This window comes from Paralcaligenes sp. KSB-10 (assembly GCF_021266465.1).
Classification (GTDB): domain Bacteria; phylum Pseudomonadota; class Gammaproteobacteria; order Burkholderiales; family Burkholderiaceae_B.
This window is the reverse complement of the sequence record NZ_CP089848.1, coordinates 3,419,407-3,437,905: the sequence shown is the minus strand read 5'-3', so window position 1 is coordinate 3,437,905 and position 18,499 is coordinate 3,419,407. Positions and strand designations below refer to the sequence as shown.

General features: G+C 59.7%; 7 protein-coding genes. 5 read left to right on the top strand and 2 right to left on the bottom strand.

The genetic code is table 11. The features are described 5' to 3' along the window. Positions 1–110 precede the first annotated feature (110 nt). Positions 111–1,973 carry a diguanylate cyclase gene (locus tag LSG25_RS15760; RefSeq protein ID WP_232741848.1) on the top strand — a complete coding sequence of 621 codons (1,863 nt, stop codon included), beginning with the start codon at positions 111–113 and terminating at the stop codon, positions 1,971–1,973. A gap of 102 nt (positions 1,974–2,075) precedes the next feature. Further along, a complete protein-coding gene (locus LSG25_RS15755; RefSeq protein ID WP_232741847.1) occupies positions 2,076–3,815 on the top strand; it encodes a diguanylate cyclase in 1,740 nt (579 codons plus the stop codon). Positions 3,816–3,827: 12 nt separating this feature from the next. Here the strand turns inward: LSG25_RS15755 and LSG25_RS15750 are convergent, their stop codons facing one another. Both LSG25_RS15750 and LSG25_RS15745 read right to left on the bottom strand, forming a co-directional pair. After that, a complete protein-coding gene (locus tag LSG25_RS15750; RefSeq protein ID WP_232741846.1) occupies positions 3,828–4,997 on the bottom strand; it encodes a YbfB/YjiJ family MFS transporter in 1,170 nt (389 codons plus the stop codon). A gap of 237 nt (positions 4,998–5,234) precedes the next feature. Then, positions 5,235–13,748 carry a GH36-type glycosyl hydrolase domain-containing protein gene (locus tag LSG25_RS15745; RefSeq protein WP_232741845.1) on the bottom strand — a complete coding sequence of 2,838 codons (8,514 nt, stop codon included), beginning with the start codon at positions 13,746–13,748 and terminating at the stop codon, positions 5,235–5,237. Positions 13,749–14,211: 463 nt separating this feature from the next. Here LSG25_RS15745 and LSG25_RS15740 point away from each other — a divergent pair, with 463 nt between their 5' ends. The 3 genes from LSG25_RS15740 to LSG25_RS15730 all read left to right on the top strand — a co-directional run bounded on the left by LSG25_RS15740 (position 14,212) and on the right by LSG25_RS15730 (position 18,263). Further along, the gene (locus LSG25_RS15740; protein ID WP_232741844.1) at positions 14,212–15,771 is read left to right on the top strand and encodes a protease pro-enzyme activation domain-containing protein; all 1,560 of its coding nucleotides are present in this window, start codon (positions 14,212–14,214) and stop codon (positions 15,769–15,771) included. Then, positions 15,716–17,323 carry a S10 family peptidase gene (locus tag LSG25_RS15735; RefSeq protein WP_232741843.1) on the top strand — a complete coding sequence of 536 codons (1,608 nt, stop codon included), beginning with the start codon at positions 15,716–15,718 and terminating at the stop codon, positions 17,321–17,323. The genes LSG25_RS15740 and LSG25_RS15735 overlap by 56 nt, the downstream gene beginning before the upstream one ends. 226 nt (positions 17,324–17,549) lie before the next feature. Beyond that, positions 17,550–18,263, top strand: a complete 714-nt coding sequence (locus LSG25_RS15730) for an endo alpha-1,4 polygalactosaminidase (RefSeq protein WP_370635890.1) — start codon at positions 17,550–17,552, stop codon at positions 18,261–18,263. Positions 18,264–18,499: the final 236 nt, after the last annotated feature.

The window sequence follows — 18,499 nt, the reverse complement described above, 5'->3', positions numbered from 1 at the left end:
TAACAAAATGTTTTGATGTAATAATAAAACAATAGCGCGCTTAAAGCGTGCCCTATGGTTACACCTGTCCATCCTGCCGGTGAGATCACAAGTATGTTGACGACATGATAATGTTGGACACTTCTCACAACAATGCGGATTTCGGCCTGTATAGAAGAATGCTGGCGGAAAATAATCTGATATTGACCAATATCGCGCAGGGTGCGCCTCTGGCCCAGACGCTGGCTGATATTGCAACGAGCATCGAGATCCAGAATCCGGAAATTTGGGCCGTCATTTTCCTGCTGGACGAAAGCGGCAAGCACCTGCGCCTTGCTGCCGCGCCCAGCCTGCATCCGGACTGCAGCTGTGCAATCGATGGTATCGGCGTCGAAACCGGAACCTGGCCGCAGTGTGCAGCGAGCGATACCCTTGTCGATACCGCCACCGAGGATCTCGAGGCCAGCCAATTCTGGCGCCGTTTTTCCGGCGTGGTCCAGGAGCATGGCTTGTATGCTTGCGTGGCAGTCCCGATCCGCTCCATGCACAAAGGCATACTTGGAATTGTGGCCGCTTGCCTGCAACAACCTGATCGGGGCGGCGACAAGCATAGGCAAGCCCTGGCCGATGTTACGGCCCTGGCCACCATAGCGATTGAGCGTCATATCGATCAAACGGAGATACGCAGGGCGGAAAATGCTGCCCTGGAGAGGGAAACGCGAATAGCGCTGGCCATCGAAGGGAGCGGAACGGGCGTCTGGGATCGAAATGTCGCAACAGGCGAGATTCACTATTCGACAGGCTGGAAGGCGATCCTAGGCTACACCGATTCGGAAATTGGTAATCGCATCGAGGAAAGCTATACCCGCGTGCATCCCGACGACCTGGCGTATGTCAAGGCGACGATACAGGCGCATTTCGATCGAAAGACGGATAGCTATTCGGTGGAGCACAGAATCCGCTGTAAGGATGGCAGCTACAAATGGATATCGAGCCGGGGCAAGGTCGTTAGCCGCGATGCCGAGGGCAATCCGCTGCGCATGATAGGCACGACTACCGATATAACGGCTATGCGGGCCTTGTCCGAGCGCCTGCAGCAAAGCGTGGATTTGATCACCAGCCTGACGAACGAAGTTCCGGGCCTGGTATTCCAGTATTGCCAGATGCCGGACGGCGCCGCGTTTTTCTCTTATGCAAGCGAAGGGATCAGGGATATCTACGAGATCGCGCCAGAGCAGGTTGCCACCGATGTCTCGGTCATGCGTGAGATCATTCATCCCGACGATTATCAGAATTACAGCGCTTCGATCGCCGCCTCGGCCGCCAGCCTGATGCCTTGGCACCTCGAGTACCGTGTCATATTGCCCACGCAAGGCCTGCGCTGGCGGCAAGGAGACGCGCGCCCCCGTCGCCTGCCGGACGGCCGCACATTGTGGCATGGCTTTATCAGCGATGTGACCGAGCGCAAACGCATAGAGACTGAATTGCAGGAATTCGCCACCATTGATTTTCTGACGCAGTTGCCGAATCGGCGATGTTTCATGGCGCGCATGGAAGAAGAGCTGGCGCGGATTCAGCGCAGCAATGGCATGAGTGCCGCTGTTCTGATGTGCGATCTTGATTATTTCAAGGCGATCAACGACGGCTACGGCCATGCCATAGGCGATCAGGTGCTGAAGCACTTCGCCACAATCCTGCGCGAGGCGCTGCGCAAGAACGATACGGTGGGCCGCGTAGGCGGCGAGGAGTTTGCTGTTATCCTGGCCGACACGGGGTTCGCAGAGGCGGCTCTTTTTGCCAGGCGGGTGCAGAAGCAAATAGCCGACGCGCCTTTCGTCGGGGGCGGTGAAATAATCCCGGTGACGGTAAGTATCGGTATTTCCGCGATGAAGCCAAGCGATGCGAACGTCGCTGCCTCGCTTTCCCGTAGCGATACGGCACTCTATCGCGCTAAAGGCAGCGGTCGCAACTGTGTTGAAATTGCGTTCGACTAGCATTCGTACCCCGCGGGCATCTGGCACGGGCACGGTTTCGGCGCAGGCCCGCCGATCTCTTGCTTGCTGTTCGGAGTTTAATTTTTGGCCCATAGATGTTCTATGAAATATTTTTTTAGTGTTTTTGTTGTCCTTATAGGATTATTTTCTGTTTCACCGGCCGCGGCGGGCGATTTGATCGTCTCAAGCGCCATACTGGAAGATAGTGGCGGGAACCTGACGATCGCCGATATCGTGGGGCGCAAATTCATTCCATTCAATCGCAAGGTGTCCAAGGGCTATACGGATTCCGTGCATTGGGTGCGCTTGCGGGTCCGTGCGCCCGCCCAAGGCAGCGAGGTGGTGCTGCATATCGGTTCGAGCTTTCTGGACGACGTTCGCCTTTATGAGGCCAGCGACAGCAATCCCCTGGAGTGGGTCACCCGAGTGACGGGCGATAAATACGCCTATAACCAGCGCGATCGCGTAGCCATTGCCCTGGGTTTTGTGGTGAATGTCACGGCTCCTGAACAAACCTTCTATCTTCGAATACAAACTACCAGCGAATCTTTGTTGAACATAGAAGCTCTTGAACCGCACGAGGCCTTGCGCAAAGAGCAGAAGTCCGGTTTCCTGCGAGATATTTTCATGGGGCTCATGCTGTGGGCTTTGGTATGGGCGATTGACCATTACATTGTGGATCGTCAGCCGACCGTAGGCCTGTTTGGCTTGTATCAGGCCGTTTATATTCTTTATGGATTGAGTATTACCGGGTATTTCGCGCCTTTTGTCCCCGACGGTTCTCCGCAAATGGCCGACTGGCTGACCAATATTCTGACCTGCGGCGTGCCATTCATGTTTATCCTGTTCAGCCGAGCGCTGTTCAGGCTTTATGTGCCGGCACCGATGCTGATGCGGGGCCTCAATCTGTTCCTGCTGATTTTCCCTGTTCAGCTCGCCGCGATGGCCACGGGCCATACCTTGGCGGCGATCGGCATCAGTGCCCTGTTGTCCCTGGCAGCTGTCTGGTATTGCGTTATCGTCGCCTTTTCCGCCCGAAAAGAACAGGCTCCGAGCCTGCGATTCTTGCGGGCCACGTATATCGTGCTTGCTCTTTTCGCAACAGATTCGATTCTTGCCAGTTTCGGATGGTGGGCCACCTGGGAGGTAAGTTCCAGCGAAGAATGGGAACTCATCACGCAGGGCGTTGTAAGCAGTGTCCTGATCTGTTCGATGCTGTATATGCGCTTGCGCCAGCTGCGGCGCGATGCGCAAGAATCCGCGGTAGCCTTGGTTTTGTCGCAGAAAACCCTTGAACTCGAACGCGCGTACAAAGAAGAGGCCGAGATTCACGCCCGTACGGATTATCTGACAGGGGTGTTCAACCGGCGCTACTTTGTCGAGCTTGTCGGCCGCGAACTTGCGCGTGCCTTACGCAGCAAAGAACCCTTGTCATTGCTGATGATAGATATCGATCATTTCAAAGCGGTCAACGACATGTGGGGCCACAGCGGCGGCGACACGGTCCTTCGGAAAGTGGCGCAGGTGATTCGAGGTGTGTTGCGTGAAGTGGATGTATTCGGCCGCATAGGTGGAGAAGAGTTTGCGGCGGTACTGATAGGCGCCGATATTGAACACGCGCTGGAGATAGCGCAGCGGCTTCGGACGGAAGTCGCCGATGCCGTGATCGCCCTGGCGCAAGGCGGGCAGGTGCGGGTTACGGTGTCGTTGGGACTGACGGAATTGATGGGTCGGGATATTGATCTGGATGGCTTGCTGCATGAAGCCGACGAGGCGCTTTACAAGGCAAAGCGATCGGGACGCAATTGCGTTGTGGTGGCCGACGAAGGGGTTGGCACCTGAGGGTGCGGGTCGTCAGTTGAGGGTAGGTTCGCGCTGGAATATGGCGACGATGGCTCCGATGAGCAGTATGCCGGCCGACAGCAGCAACCCGGTCTGCACGCCATGCGGGCCGTCCGAGATGGCACCGCTGAGCACAGGGCCAATACATTGGCCGAGTCCGAACGAGACCGTCAGCGCCGCGATGACCGCGGTCAGGGCATGTGGCTTTACCGCCTTGCCGGCAAAGCTCGTGACGGCGGCAACCACCGCGAGAAAAGACCCGCCGAACAGCCACGCCGAGAAAAACGCTGCCGTTTTTCCGTCGAAGACGACCGGCAGCAACGCCCCGGTTGTCACGATGCCCAGCGCGGCCACCAGGCCCCAACCTGCCTTGAATCGCGCAAGCAGAGGGCTCCAGAGAAAGGCTGCGATGAGCGACGCGGTGCCGAGGCAAGCCCAGAAGACCGATATGTCGAATGCATCCAAGCCCCGGCTTCGCAAATAGGCCACGATGAATGTCATGTAGGCGATATAGCCCGCGCCGAAGAGTCCGTAGCTGACGACAACGGGTAGCAGAAAGCGCAGTGACCATCCTTTTTGGCCGTCGCCTTGGGGTCGCGGCGCCGGTGCCTGAATACGTCGCAGCGCGGGCAGTGCAACGACGGCGCCCAGGAAGGACACCGCGCCCAGAATGATCCATCCGCCACGCCAGCCGGCGAGAGCCAGCAAGGGGGGCACGACAAGCGCGGAAATCACGATTCCGAGCCCGCCGCCGCCCAGATAAACGCCCATCGCCAGCGGTATCGACGCTGGCTTGTTCCGAGGCACGGCGGCAACCGTGAAAGCGGCGCCGATGACGAAGGCGACGGCCCCGGTGATGCCGGCAATCACGCGAAGAATGATCAGCCAGGTAAACGAGGCTGTCAGGCCGGAGGCAAGCAGCGTGGCGGCGGTCAGCAGCAAGCCGGCCAGGAACGCGCGTTTTGCTCCAAACCGCGTCGCCGCCTGGGATGCGATGAGCGCGCCCACGAGGTAGCCCAGGGCATTGGCCGTATTCATCGCCCCGGCATCGGTATAGCTCCAGGCAAGATCGGTCCGCATGCTCGGCAGCAGCAGCGCGTAGGCAAACCTGGCCAAGCCCAGCGCTATCGCCGGAGCCATCGCCAAGCCGGCGGCTATCCACAGTGAAGTTCTGATCGACATCGCGGACGAATTGTTTGCAGCGACATTTGAATGTCCTGGTAGATCCTTCGTGATCGGCACGGCTTGTCTCGCTGGAATGGGTGGCTGCTTTGAACCCCTTCCCGGGGGCCTTGGATCGATCTTAAGGCTTCCTGCGGTGGGAAGGTCAATACCTTCAGGCAGCCCATGTCGCATTATGAGGCATGGATTGCCTTGTCGAATATCCGGTGCGGCGATAAATCCGAAGGCGTGGTGGATCTAGATGGATATCATCAGCTCGTGCGTCCCTCCGTCCAGAGGAACGTGCACGCGGCCATCGGGACAGTCGACAGGCGCGCCGTCAAGAAGGGCCTGCAGGATACCGTGGCAACGCCTCGACGGATTGTCTATATGGATATGGTAGCTGCTTGATTTTATTTTTACCGTGGCCTCAAACCCCGGCCATGCGGCCGGAATACACGGGTCGACGATAAGGAAAGCCCCCTCGCGGCGGATACCCAGAATGCCTTCGGTGCCGGCGCGGTACATCCAGGCTGCGGAGCCTGTGTACCAGGTCCATCCCCCACGTCCGACATGCGGCGGGACGGAATAGACGTCGGCTGCGACTGCGTACGGTTCAACCTTGTAGCGTTCAACCTCCTCGGGCGTACGCGCATGGTTGATCGGGTTGAGCAGTGCGAACAGCTCGCCGGCCTTGTCGCCCGATCCCAGCTTTGCAAACGCGAGAATGGCCCATGTGGCGGCATGGGTGTACTGGCCGCCATTTTCCCGGAGTCCTGGTGGATAACCCTTGATATAGCCGGGATCGAGCGCCCCTTTGTCGAAGGGCGGCGAAAACAGTAGCGCCAGGCCGTCGTCGCGGCGAATCAGATGTTTGTCCAGCGACGCCATCGCCGCGGCGGCGCGCACCGGATCGGCCCCGCCCGACAGCACGGACCACGATTGAGCAATGGAATCGATCCGGCACTCCTGGCTGTCTTTCGAACCGAGCCAGGTTCCGTTATCGAAGGTTGCCCGGCGGTACCAGTCGCCGTCCCAGGCTTCTTTCTCCAGCGCGTCGCGCACCGAAGCGGCGTGGGCACGCCAGCGTTGGGCGCGGGCCGCGTCCCGGTCCGAGGCCAGCGGCGCGAAAATCTCGATGGTTCGCACCAGCAGCCAGCCGAGCCACACGCTTTCGCCCCTGCCTTCTTCTCCGACCCGGTTCATGCCGTCGTTCCAGTCGCCGGTGCCGATAAGCGGCAGGCCGTGTTCGCCAGTGAGTTCGAGGCATTGGTCGAGACCGCGGGCGCAGTGCTCGAAGAGCGATGCCGATTCGTTTGCGATCGTCGGCTGGAAGAAGGAGTCGTGCTCTCCAGGCCCCAGAGTCGGGCCCTCGAGGAATGGAACAATTTCATCCAGGACAGCCGTGTCATCCGAACTTGAGATATACGTTGCGGTCGCGAATGCGAGCCAGACCCGGTCGTCTGAAATGCGCGTTCTTACTCCTTGTCCGGAAAGCGGCAGCCACCAATGCTGGACATCGCCTTCGACAAATTGTCGCGCCGCGGCACGCAGCAGATGGTGTCGTGTTGCGCCCGGCTCGGCGTTTGCCAAGGCCATGCCATCCTGGAGCTGGTCGCGGAAACCATAGGCGCCGCTTGCTTGATAGAAGGCTGAGCGCGCCCAGATGCGGCAGGCAAGCGTCTGGTAAAGCAGCCAGCCATTGAGCATGATGTCCATCGCCCGGTCGGGTGTCTTGGCCTGGATCGTTCCGAGCACGCGCGTCCAGTAATCGCTTACTTCTTGAAGAAGGGCGTCGAGGTTGGCTTCGCGGTAGTGGGCAATCAGCGCCGCGGCCTTCTCGGCGGAGCTGCATTGTCCGAGGAAGGATACGATCTCGATGGTTTCGCCCGCGTCCAGATCCACCACGCATTGCAGGGCCGCGCAAGGATCGAGGCCGGCGCCGATTGCGCCGGATAAAGGTGTGATTTCGGCGAGCGCGGCTGGAGCGGCCGGTCCGCCGGTGCGGCCCAGAAACTCGGTACGGTCCGCGGTCCAGGATGTTTGTCGGCCGCCGAGGTCGGCAAAAGCCACGCGATCCGAAAAAACGATGTTCCAGGGGTTGCGGGCCAGCAGAGCGCCGGAGGTTTCATCGATCTGGGTCACGATAAATGGCGCCGCGGCGCCTCGGGAGGTGCCAAGCACCCACTCCGCATAGGTCGTAACTGAAAGGCGGCGTGGTTTTCCCGAGAGGTTTCGAAGGGTAAGCCGCGAAATCTTGATCGGATCCGCAAGAGGGACGTATTGCAGCAAATCAAGCTCAATGCCGTTCGCCTGGTGTTCGAAGCGGCTGTAGCCATAGCCGTGGCGGGCAATGTAGGTTCCATCGTCCCGAATCGGTTGCGCTGTTGCGGTCCAGAGGTCGCCGGTCATGTCATCGCGAACATAGATCGCTTCTCCCGCGGGATCGCCAACCGGGTCGTTCGACCAGGGAGTGAGCTGGTTCTCGCGGCTGTTTTCGGACCAGCTGTAGCCGCTTCCCTCGGCGGCCACCTGGAAGCCGAAGCCGGCATTGGCGATAACGTTGATCCAAGGTGCGGGAGTTGTCCGACCTGCATCGAGGATGGTCACGTATTCGCGGCCATTCTTGTCAAAGCCGCCCAGGCCATTGAAGAACTCGAGGCCTTCGGGCGCGGGAGACGGTTGCGGTGCCAGCATGGAATACTGCAGATTGCGGGCCGGGATTGGCTGGACCGGTGTCTTGGGCAGGCGGGCGAACTGGTCGGCAATAGGCCCGCGGCGCGCAATCAGCATGACGCGCGCGACCGATTGCAGCAAGGCCCGGGCATCGGCACTCATGAGGTCGGCGCGTAGCGCGTAGACCGCGCCTCGCGCAAGCTCCACGTCGAAGCGCGGCCTTGACTGGCTGCTGCGTACGGCGGTATCGATTTCGATTTGCAGATCCTGCACATAAGAGGAAGCGCGCTCGTTGATGATGACAAGATCGACGGCGAGGTGCTTCATGCGCCAATATTCGTGCGCACGCAGCAGTTGGCGAACCTGTGCAATGTCATCGATGTCGTCGATACGCAGCAGGATGATCGGCAAGTCGCCCGAGATCGCGTGCGGCCACAGGCCCGACTGGCAACCCGCTCCGCGGATGATTGCCTCGGAAGGAGCCCTGAATCTTGAATCGGCATACAGGATTGGCGCGGCCAGGCGTTGAAAATCCGCCGCTTCATCGGTCTCGACGCTCAAATGGTGAAGTTGGACCTGGGCTTGGGTCCACGCAAGGGTCTTTGCCCTGTCGAATGCATTTCGATCAAAGTGCTTGTCGACGAGGTCCAGGAGTTCTGCTCGCGACGATGCGACAATGGTCCAGAAGGAAACCCGCGCGACATCGCCGGGTGGGATCAGGACGCGCTGCCTCAGTGAAAAGATCGGGTCGAGCACGGTTCCTACTGTATTCGAGAGCGCTTGCCCGTCTTCGATGGCAAGGGCTGTGGCAACCGTGCGTCCTCGGCCCATGAAGCGGGCTCGGTCGGATTCGTATTGCGGGTCTGCAACGATCTCGCCTTCCACCACGGCGAAGTGGGCGGCCCATATCGAGGGTTCGTCATGCGCGCGCGGACGGCGCGTTGCGATGAGCGCATCGAATTCGGCAAGATGCTCGGTGACGACGAACATCTTCGCAAAAGCCGGATGCGCACTATCGGCCGCTACCGTCGTCAATACCACTTCGGCGTAGGAGGTAAGTTCGATTTCACGCGGGCGGCGCCCTCGGTTGGTCAGCGACACGCGGCGGACTTCGCCGTCGTCCTCGCCGGAAACCAGGACGTCCATGACGGTAGTCAGGGAGCCGTCGCGGCGGATGAATTCAGCGTGATCCTCGCCGAAGACAACTTCCCCGTAATCGGCGGCGCTTGCGACCGGCTGCGTGCTGGCGGACCAGACTTTCCCGCTTTGCGTGTCTTTCAGGAAAATAAAAGAACCCGAGTTGTCACGCGTTGAGTCCTCGTTCCATCGGGTTATAGCGATGTCGCGCCAGCGGCTGTAGCCCGCGCCCGTTGCGGTCAGCATCACCGCGTAGCGCCCGTTCGACAGCAAATGAGTTATGGGGGCGCTTCCGGATGCCGCGGTGAGGCGGCGCACCGTGGGTGCCACGGCGCCGGCGTCGATCGAAGCCTTTACTTCTTCGGCTCGAGGATGAGCCACGGCGACGTCCCGGGGCATGCGTTCCTGGAGCAGGAGTTCGCAGGCCTTGATCATGGGCTCGCGATGGAAACGGGTACGCATCTGACTATCGTGCAACGCATTGGCCAGGGCAACGATGGTCATTCCCTGGTGATGGGCCATGAAGTTGCGCACGATTGCGACATCTTCATCGTCGGGAAGCCGGGAACGGGTAAAGTCGAGAGCCTCGTAGAAGCCGTAGCGGCCAAGTGCCCCGAGTTCGGCCAGACGGTCGTAGTTGCGTCGAGCGCCCTGCGGATCCACCATGGCCGCCAGGCCCGTTGCGTAGGGCGCAATGACCAGGTTTTCGGCCAGGCCGCGCTTCAAGCCCAGGCCTGGAACGCCGAAATTGGAATACTGATAAGTGAATTCCATGTCGCGGGCGTTGTAGGCAGATTCCGAGATCCCCCAGGGGATGCCGAGCGATCGCCCATAAAGCTCCTGGCGTTGCACCACCAACCGATTGGTCTGCTGAAGCAGGCTGCCAGCCGGTGCGCGCATCACCAGCGATGGCATCAGGTATTCGAACATGGACCCCGACCAGGAGATCAGCGCCGACCCGGCTCCAAGCGGGGTCGCTGCCCGGCCCAGACGCAGCCAGTGCCGCGTTGCAACGTCTCCCTTGGCTATGGCGAACAGGCTGGCAAGCCGCGCTTCCGAAGCAAGCAGATCGTAGCAATTGGAGTCGAGGCTATTGTCGACCAGGGAATAGCCGATCGACAGCAATTTTCGATCAGGATCGAGGAGAAACGCAAAATCCATTGCAAGAGCCATCTCGCGTGCCAAGGCGGCGAGCGCATTCAGGCGGTCTTTCAGAATATGCGGTTCGGCGGCGATCTGCAGCCTGTCGCGATTATGTTCGGCCGCTGCTTTTCCGAGCGCCTCGATCCAGAAGATCAGATCAGGAGAGGGGTCGTCCTCGGCCATCGGCAATATATTGCGAGCGGCCTTGGCGCCCTTGTCGGCAAGCCGCTTGAGTGTCGGAAACAAGGTTTCGATTCCTTGCCCGTCGTTGCTCAGCTTTGTTCCGATCTCGTCAAGTATGGAAGTCAGTTGCTGTCCTGGCTCGCCGCTCGCCGACGGCAGAGCATGGGCGGCTTCGCGCGCCAGTTGCAGATTGTCCCTCATGCCCTGTCTGGCGTCCTGGACCGACGAGGCTTGCGCCCATTCTTCACAGGCGTTGGCGAGGGCAATCAGATGGCCGGCAAGATTTCCGCTGTCGACGGATGAAATGTAAACAGGATCAAGTGCGCGCAGATCCTGTGTTGCGTACCAGTTGAAAAAATGCCCTCTGAACCGATGCAGCTTCTGCAATGTGTCGAACGTCGCTTCCAGCCGTTCGACGGTTTCGGCGGTTCCCGCCCAGCCAAAGTCGCGGGCGGCGACGGTGGAGAGCAAATACAGCCCTATGTTGGTCGGCGAAGTCCGGTGTGCAATGACCGGCTTGGGAGTTTCCTGGAAGTTGTCCGGCGGCAGCATGTTGTCTGATGGCGTCACCAGCGTTTCGAAGAAACGCCAGGTGCGGCGCGCGATAAGACGCAAGTCGCGCGCATCGGAGCTTGACATGGCGAGTTGCCGCGCAACCGTCTCTGATCTGCTGGCCCACAAGGCGAGCGCCGGTGCCGCCAGCCACAGCAAGGCGAAGGGCAGCGCCAGCGGCCACGACAACGGCGCAATGGCGATTGCGGCGATAGCCATGAAGAGGCCGAGCAATGTGCCTCCCGCCATTTGCCGGTAAAAGCCAAAGAGATCGGGGCGCGGGCGTCCCTTGGATTGCGCGGCTGTGGTCCATTCGAGAAGGTGGCGGCGAGTCCGGAATAACCGGATCAGCGTTCTTGCGATCGCATCCCCCATGCGCCAGGCCTGATCGGGCAGGAAAACGATGGAAAGAATCGTTTGCTGGGCCGCTAGCCGCAGGTCGGTAGTCAGGCTGCGAAAGTGATTGCGCAGGCGAATGCCGCTCTGACGCGGAAGTATGGAAAACAGGGTGGGCAGGAATGCGGGAATAGCGATGGCGGCGAGCACTAGCATGACCGCTTCCACGCCCGCGGGAGCCGGCAGCAGCCAGCACAGGCACAGGGCCAGCAGGGTGAACGGCGCAAACAGAGATCGCCTGAGGTTGTCCAGCATTTTCCAGCGGCCGATCAAGGGTACGGCGTTGGCCCCTGTGCGGCGTTTGAAAATCCAGGGTAGGAGTTGCCAGTCGCCGCGGGTCCAGCGATGCTGGCGCTTTGCCGCGACATCGTAGCGGGATGGAAATTCCTCGACGACTTCGACATCGGAGGCCAGGCCGGCGCGTGCGAAAATACCTTCGAAGAGATCATGGCTGAGCATCGTGCTCTGGGGAACACGGCCGCTCAAAGCCGCCTCGAACGCATCGATATCGTAGATGCCCTTGCCTGTATAGGAGCCTTCCCCGAAGAGATCCTGGTAGACGTCGGAGACCGCCGCTGCATAGGGATCCATACCGCCAGGGCTGGAGAAGACTCTTTGGTAGAGAGAGCCTTCGCGGCCGATCGGCAGCGAAGGAGTGACGCGCGGCTGAAGAATGGCATAACCGTCGACGACGCGCTGTTGGGCATCGCTGAATTTTGGACGGTTCAGTGGATGGGCCATTTTGCCGATTAGCCGCAATGCGGCATCCCGGGGCAGTCTGGTGTCGGCATCCAGAGTGATGACGTAGCGCACATCGGGAGGTACCTGCGGCGGGCGCCCCGCGATGGGCATGAATGTCGTGTCGGTAGCCCCGCGCAGGAGCCGGTTGAGTTCATGCAGCTTGCCTCTTTTGCGCTCCCATCCCATCCATTTGTTTTCGCCGGCATTGAAGACGCGATGCCGATGCAGCAGAAGAAAGCGGTCGCCGGCGGGCCCCGGTCCGTAATGGCGGTTGAGTTGTTCGATCGCTTCGATCGCTACGGTCAGCAGATGTGCGTCGCTTTCGAGAACTTCCTGATCGGCGTCAAGTCCGTCCGTCAGGAGAGCGAAGCTCAGGTCGCCGCTGGCGCCGGCCAGGTGATGGACTTCGAGCCGTTCGATTTGTTCCCGTAGATCGGCTTCGCCGGTCAGTAATGTAGGTACAGCGACGAGAGTCCGAAGCGATTGCGGGACGCCTGCCGCGAGCTCCAGACCCGGCAGGGTTGTTGCGCCGAAACTCCACGTAATTGCGCGGTTGACGAGTGCCGTCGCTATTTCGGTTGCCGGAAGAAAGCCAATCAGCGCAAACAGTGCAAGCCAGCCGGGCCCAATGCCGGAAGCGGCAAGCGTCCAGAGCCCAAGAACCAGCAAAGCCGTTGTGGCAGACAGGACCCCGGCGACATAGCCGCCAATACCCAGGTGAATGTTGAAACGGCTGATCCGCAGCCGCGCGGAGGGGCGGAATTTGATCGTCTGCTCGAATGCCCGGCGGCCTTCGGCAATCAGATGGTAGCCGGGATCGCCAACGCGTTCGGTCGCAACGCTACTGGCCGCGTTCTCGGCCGCTGCGTGCGAGACCTGTAGTACCCGATCGGCAATGTCGAGTTCCGAGAATGACGAGCCACGAGCCAGTTGTTCGATGGCGCTCCGATACAGATTGCGTGTCGAAAAATCCATCGCCGCAAAGGTGCTGGCTGTGCGCAACCGTTCGTCAACAAGGCTCACGCTTTCGAACAATTCGGCCCAGTCGATATTGGAAATAAGCCGCATGCTGGTGATAACGTTGCGCACCGTGACGTTGGAGGCTCCTTGTCTTTGCTGGGAGTGGAGCACTACGTCTTCGATGGATGCGCCTTGAAGCCCAAGCCGCTTCTCCAGCCATCCTAGTGCCGGGGTGGTTCTTGGATCCTGGTCCCTCAGCCGTTTTGCGAGTTGAGCGGCGAAGAGTTCCGACAAATGCCCGGAGGAGCGCGTGGAGATGTCTGATTCCAACGCAGATCGGGACGAACCCGATACCAGCAACTGATTCGTCAGCGTGTCGGCATCCGCTCTCTCGCCTCGCCCGGCGGTGATCTGGTCAGCCAATCGGCGCAGGTTCTCGACAAGGACAATTCGCAGTGTGATTGCCACTGCCCATAGCTCGCCGATGGTAAGGGGCTGAACGCGTTGGTAGGCGGTAATGAACCGCCGCAATATGTCTGGGTCGAAGTGGCTGTCTGTGTGCGCCACAAAGGCCCACGCAAGACCGAAGACCCTTGGATATCCGGCAAATGGCCCCTCCGCCAGTTTCGGCAATTGGCGATAATAGCCAGGCGGCAAATCATCCCGAATCTCGCGGATCTGTTCTTCGACGACATGATAATTGTCGAGCAGCCATTCGGCGGCGGGTACAACCCCTTCGCCGCCTTCGAGTTCGGCGGCACTCGCCTTATAGGCAGCAAGCAAAACGGCTGCATTGTCATCGAGCCGGGTGTGCAAAGGCAGCACCTTGGGCGGCCTGGTGGTGACCCGCTGCGCCGCAGCGAGGCTTTCAGCATGTTGCTCGAGTCGTTCTATACCGAAAAGCTCTTCCCTTACCGGTGCCTGATCGTCCCATGGCGGCACGGCAGGGCGATTCCTGAAAGCGTAAGAAAAAATCGATTTCATGAGCACCCCTCCGGCCGGCGCCGGCGTTTCGCAGTCGCCAGGGCCAGCGCAAAGAGCCCCCCGTTTATTTCTTCTTGGTGTCGGATGTCTGTGCCCCTCCTTTGGTGGAGGCGGCGCCAAACGGCGAAGCGGGCATTGCGGGCTTTGGAGGCTGCTTGGGCTTTTTTGCCTCTTTGTTCCCGCGTAATTGACCTTTGGCCATGGATATACTCCTTGAGAGACTACAGTTGTATGCCAGATGGCTCACTACAGCATACGCGCTATCCGATGGGATTGGGCGACTATCCATAAGCGGCCCCCGCATTGTTGCCGTGTACCGAGCTGCAGTTCGATCCGTGAGCATGTGTAAGAACGTATTGCAGGCGCTTGTGCCGCGTCGGTCGTGTTGCTAAATTGAAGACATGGTTGGAGTTGATTGCCGATTTATCTGGTACATGCTTTCCAACTTTGGAGGGTCGGCATCATGGCAAAGTTTCCTCTTTCGGGTAGCGAGCGGGCAGAGCTTGCCGGGGCGCGGTGTGTCGGCGCTGCCGACCCGGTAGAACAACTGGAAGTAACGGTGCTGATGAGGCGCCGGGGCGATGACGAGTTGCGTCGCATTGCCGATCGGCTTGTCGCAGGAGAAAGCACGCCGGCTTGTCTGTCGCGTGAGGAATTTGCGCGAAAATTCAGTGCCGCATCGCAGGATATCGCCAGAGTCGCCGAATTTGCAGATCGATACGGCCTTCGCGTGCTACGCAAGAATGCGGCTGGCAGCAATGTCGTTCTGGCGGGAACGGTCGCGCAGTTCAATGCCGCGTTCAATGTCGACCTGCAGGGGTACGAGCACATTCTTGGCAGCTATCGCGGACGAATCGGCCCGCTGCATATTCCCGAGGAGCTCAAAGAGATTGTGACCGCAGTCCTTGGCCTCGATAATCGTCCGCAGGCGCGATCTCATTTTCGCCTTCGTCCGCCGTTCCGGATAGCGCGGCAAGCCGCCCGCATCTCTTATCTACCGACGCAGATCGCTTCGCTCTACAACTTTCCGGACAATGCGGGCAAAGGGCAATGCATAGGCCTTATCGAGCTTGGGGGCGGATACAGTCCAGGCGATCTGTCGGCCTATTTTTCGAAACTGGGCTTGAGGCCTCCGGTGGTGACGGTGGTTTCGGTGGATGGTGCAAGCCATCCGCCAAGCGGCGATCCGAGCGGGCCAGACGGGGAAGTCATGCTCGATATCGAGATCGCCGGCGCGATTGCACCCGAAGCCGACATTGCCGTTTATTTCTCTACCAATAGCGATGCGGGTTTTCTCAGCGCATTGAATAGTGCGGTGCACGACGCCGACAATAAGCCATCGATAATTTCGATCAGTTGGGGCGGCCCGGAACCCGCCTGGACACCGCAGTCGATACGCGCGTTCAACGATGCGCTGCAAGCCGCCGCCGCGATGGGAATAACGGTCTGTGCCGCTTCGGGAGACAATGGCGCGAGCGACGGCGTCTCCGATGGTGCGAATCATGTTGATTTTCCGGCTTCCAGCCCTTATGTGCTGGCGTGCGGCGGTACAAGCCTGCGCGCGGCCGGTAATGCCATCCTGAATGAAGTGGTGTGGAACGATGGCGAACAAGGCGGTGCCGGAGGCGGCGGTGTCAGTGCTCTATTCGATTTGCCTGTGTGGCAGCGAACGTTGATGGTAAAAGGCCGCAATGGCGGCAGTACGGCCCTCTCCGGGCGAGGTGTTCCGGACGTTGCGGGCGATGCCGATCCCATGACCGGGTATCAAGTGCTTATCGATGGCACCGAGGAGGTCGTGGGGGGTACAAGCGCCGTGGCGCCTTTATGGGCGGCGCTCATCGCCCGGATCAATGCATCCAGAGGACAGGCAGTCGGGTATGTGAATGCGAAATTGTATCGGCAGCCCGAGGCCTTCAACGATATTACGCAAGGCGACAACGGCGGTTTTGCCGCTTCATCGGGATGGGATGCCTGCACGGGCCTGGGCAGTCCGAACGGAAGGAAGGTGGCCGATGCGCTCTGAACCCTGTTTCGACCCAACTCCGTACGGCAACGGGCCCGATGATTCGGTTGCTGACGCAAGCGAGAACGCGGCGGTCACGCATCATACGATCAAGCTTGGCGTTCACGCATTTGCGTATACGGCGACAGCGGGGCATTTGGTCGCTGTCGATTCCAGCAGCTCGAAGCCGTGCGCGAAAGTGTTCTATGTCGCCTTCACGCTCGACGGGCCTGCTCCCGAAAATCGCCCCGTCACGTTTTTCTACAATGGAGGGCCGGGATCGTCATCGGTTTTCGTCCTGCTGGGTTCGTTTGCACCCAAGCGCATCAAAACGGCCATGCCGGGCTTTACACCGCCCGCGCCGTACACGCTCGAAGACAATCCCGACAGCTTGCTCGACAAGAGCGATCTGATTTTCATCAATCCGGTCGGCACGGGGTATTCGGCTGCGGTTGCTCCGTTCAAGAACAAGGATTTCTGGGGCGTGGATCAGGATGCGAGATCGATCACCCAGTTCATCAAACGCTACCTCACCGCGAACGATCGCTGGAATTCACCGAAGTTCCTGTTTGGCGAATCGTATGGCACGGCCCGCAGCGCCGTGCTCTCGTACGTGCTGCATGAAGACGGCGTCGATCTGAATGGTGTGACGATTCAATCGTCAATTCTCGATTACGCCCAGGCCGGCAATCCGATCGGCGTCTTGCCGACCGCCGCGGCCGATGCCTGGTATCACAAGAAGGTCGGGGTTCATCCACGGCCCGCGCAGTTGTCGTCATTCATGGAAACCGTCCGCTCCTTTGCGCAGGGCGACTACGCGACGGCACTGCGGGAATTTCCGAAAACCAGGCCGGCCACGATAAAGCGGCTTGGCGATTACACGGGGATCGACCAGGCGACGCTGATGGCGTGGAATCTTGATCTTGCCGCAAGCGACACCCAAGGGCGGTCACTGTTTCTTACCGGCCTGCTGCAAGACAAAGGACTGGCATTGGGATCGTATGACGGCCGTGTGACGGGCATTGACACGGGCATCGCTAAAAATATCGCGCCGAACTCGGGCGGCAATGACCCAACCATGACGGCGGTATCGGGGGTCTATACGGCCATGTGGAACAGTTATCTGAACGACGAGCTGAAGTTCACGTCGAACTCGGCCTTTACAGATCTCAATGACCAGGCCTTCCAGAACTGGGATTTCAGCCATATCGACCCGACCGGAGCACAAAAAGGGATCGATGCCAAAGGCAATATCATCCTGTATACCGCGGGAGACCTGGCGGCCACGATGAGCCTGAATGTCGACTTGAAGGTGCTGTCGGCCAATGGCTATTATGATTTCGTCACGCCGTTCCATCAGACCGCCCTCGATCTGCAAAACATGCCGTTGGTGGATCCCTCTGTGCGCAAGAATCTCAGACTGGGATTCTATCCGTCCGGACACATGATCTACCTTGATGCCGGGTCGCGAACGGCATTGAAGGCGGATCTGGCAAAGTTGATCGACGAAGCGATCTCCGATCATCCGGCGATGATGCGTATCAGGGCATTGCAGGCGCGCAAGGCGGGTTAGCACCGGGTTTGCATTCCTCCAACGGGATAGAGCCGTACTCGATATACTGGCTGCATCAAACCATCGGGGGATTCAATTGAACAGTACGGGGCTTGCGCTCTGCGCATGGTGGCGAAGGTTGGGACTGGTCACCCTGGCCTTTTTGGCGGGATGTACAGGGGGAGGAAGCCCCGTCGGCGGCGATCACGTTGCCGCCGCTTTGCCGCCGTCTTACTGGCGACCGGGTTTGACCGACACCTGGCAATGGCAACTGAGCGGAGAGCTCAACACATCGCATGTAGCCACCGTTTACGACATCGATTTGTTCGATACGCCGGTTTCCGCCATTCGGGCGCTACAGGCTGCGGGGCGGAAGGTGGTTTGTTATTTCTCTGCCGGCAGTTCCGAAGATTGGCGATCCGATTTTCCCCGATTCAAACCGGCCGATATGGGAAGTAGCCTGGATGGCTGGGCTGGGGAAAGATGGCTCGATACGCGTTCGCCCAATGTGCGGCAGATCATGCGCGCACGGCTGGCTCTGGCGGCCAGGAAGGGATGCAATGGTGTGGAGCCGGACAATGTGGATGGTTATGCCAACAAAAGCGGATTGCCGCTGACAGCGGATACGCAACTGGACTATAACCGTTTCCTGGCCGCTGAAGCGCATAGTCTGGGCTTGTCCATAGGCTTGAAAAACGATGTGGATCAACTGGCCGATCTGGCGGAGTATTTTGATTTTGCGGTCAACGAGCAATGCCATGAATATAAGGAGTGCGATGGTTATCAGGCCTTTATCAGCGATGGCAAACCTGTGTTCAATGCCGAGTATGCCGCCTCGTATCGTACGAACCCGAAGGCGCGTGCCGCGCTCTGCGCCGATGCCCGCGCTCGCGGGTTTCAGACGCTGGTGTTGCCCCAGGAATTGGACGACAGTTTTCGCTATAGCTGTGGGCCTGAGTAGGATGAGCTCGGTGCCGGTGCCGTAGCGTGAGTGCCTTTTTGGTTCGAGTGTTTACGGGGTTTGATGGGTGGGTAGCTTTGGTATTTAAAGACGCCGTCTATCGGGGATAGGGTCAGGACCGGCACGGCGTGCTTGATCCGGATCTACCTCGTCCAGGCGGGCGTCGGGCGAACTCGCGTCGCCCCGCGGCGCGGGGCGCCACTCAGACAGCGCCCGCCGAAAGCCCCCGCCTTCCC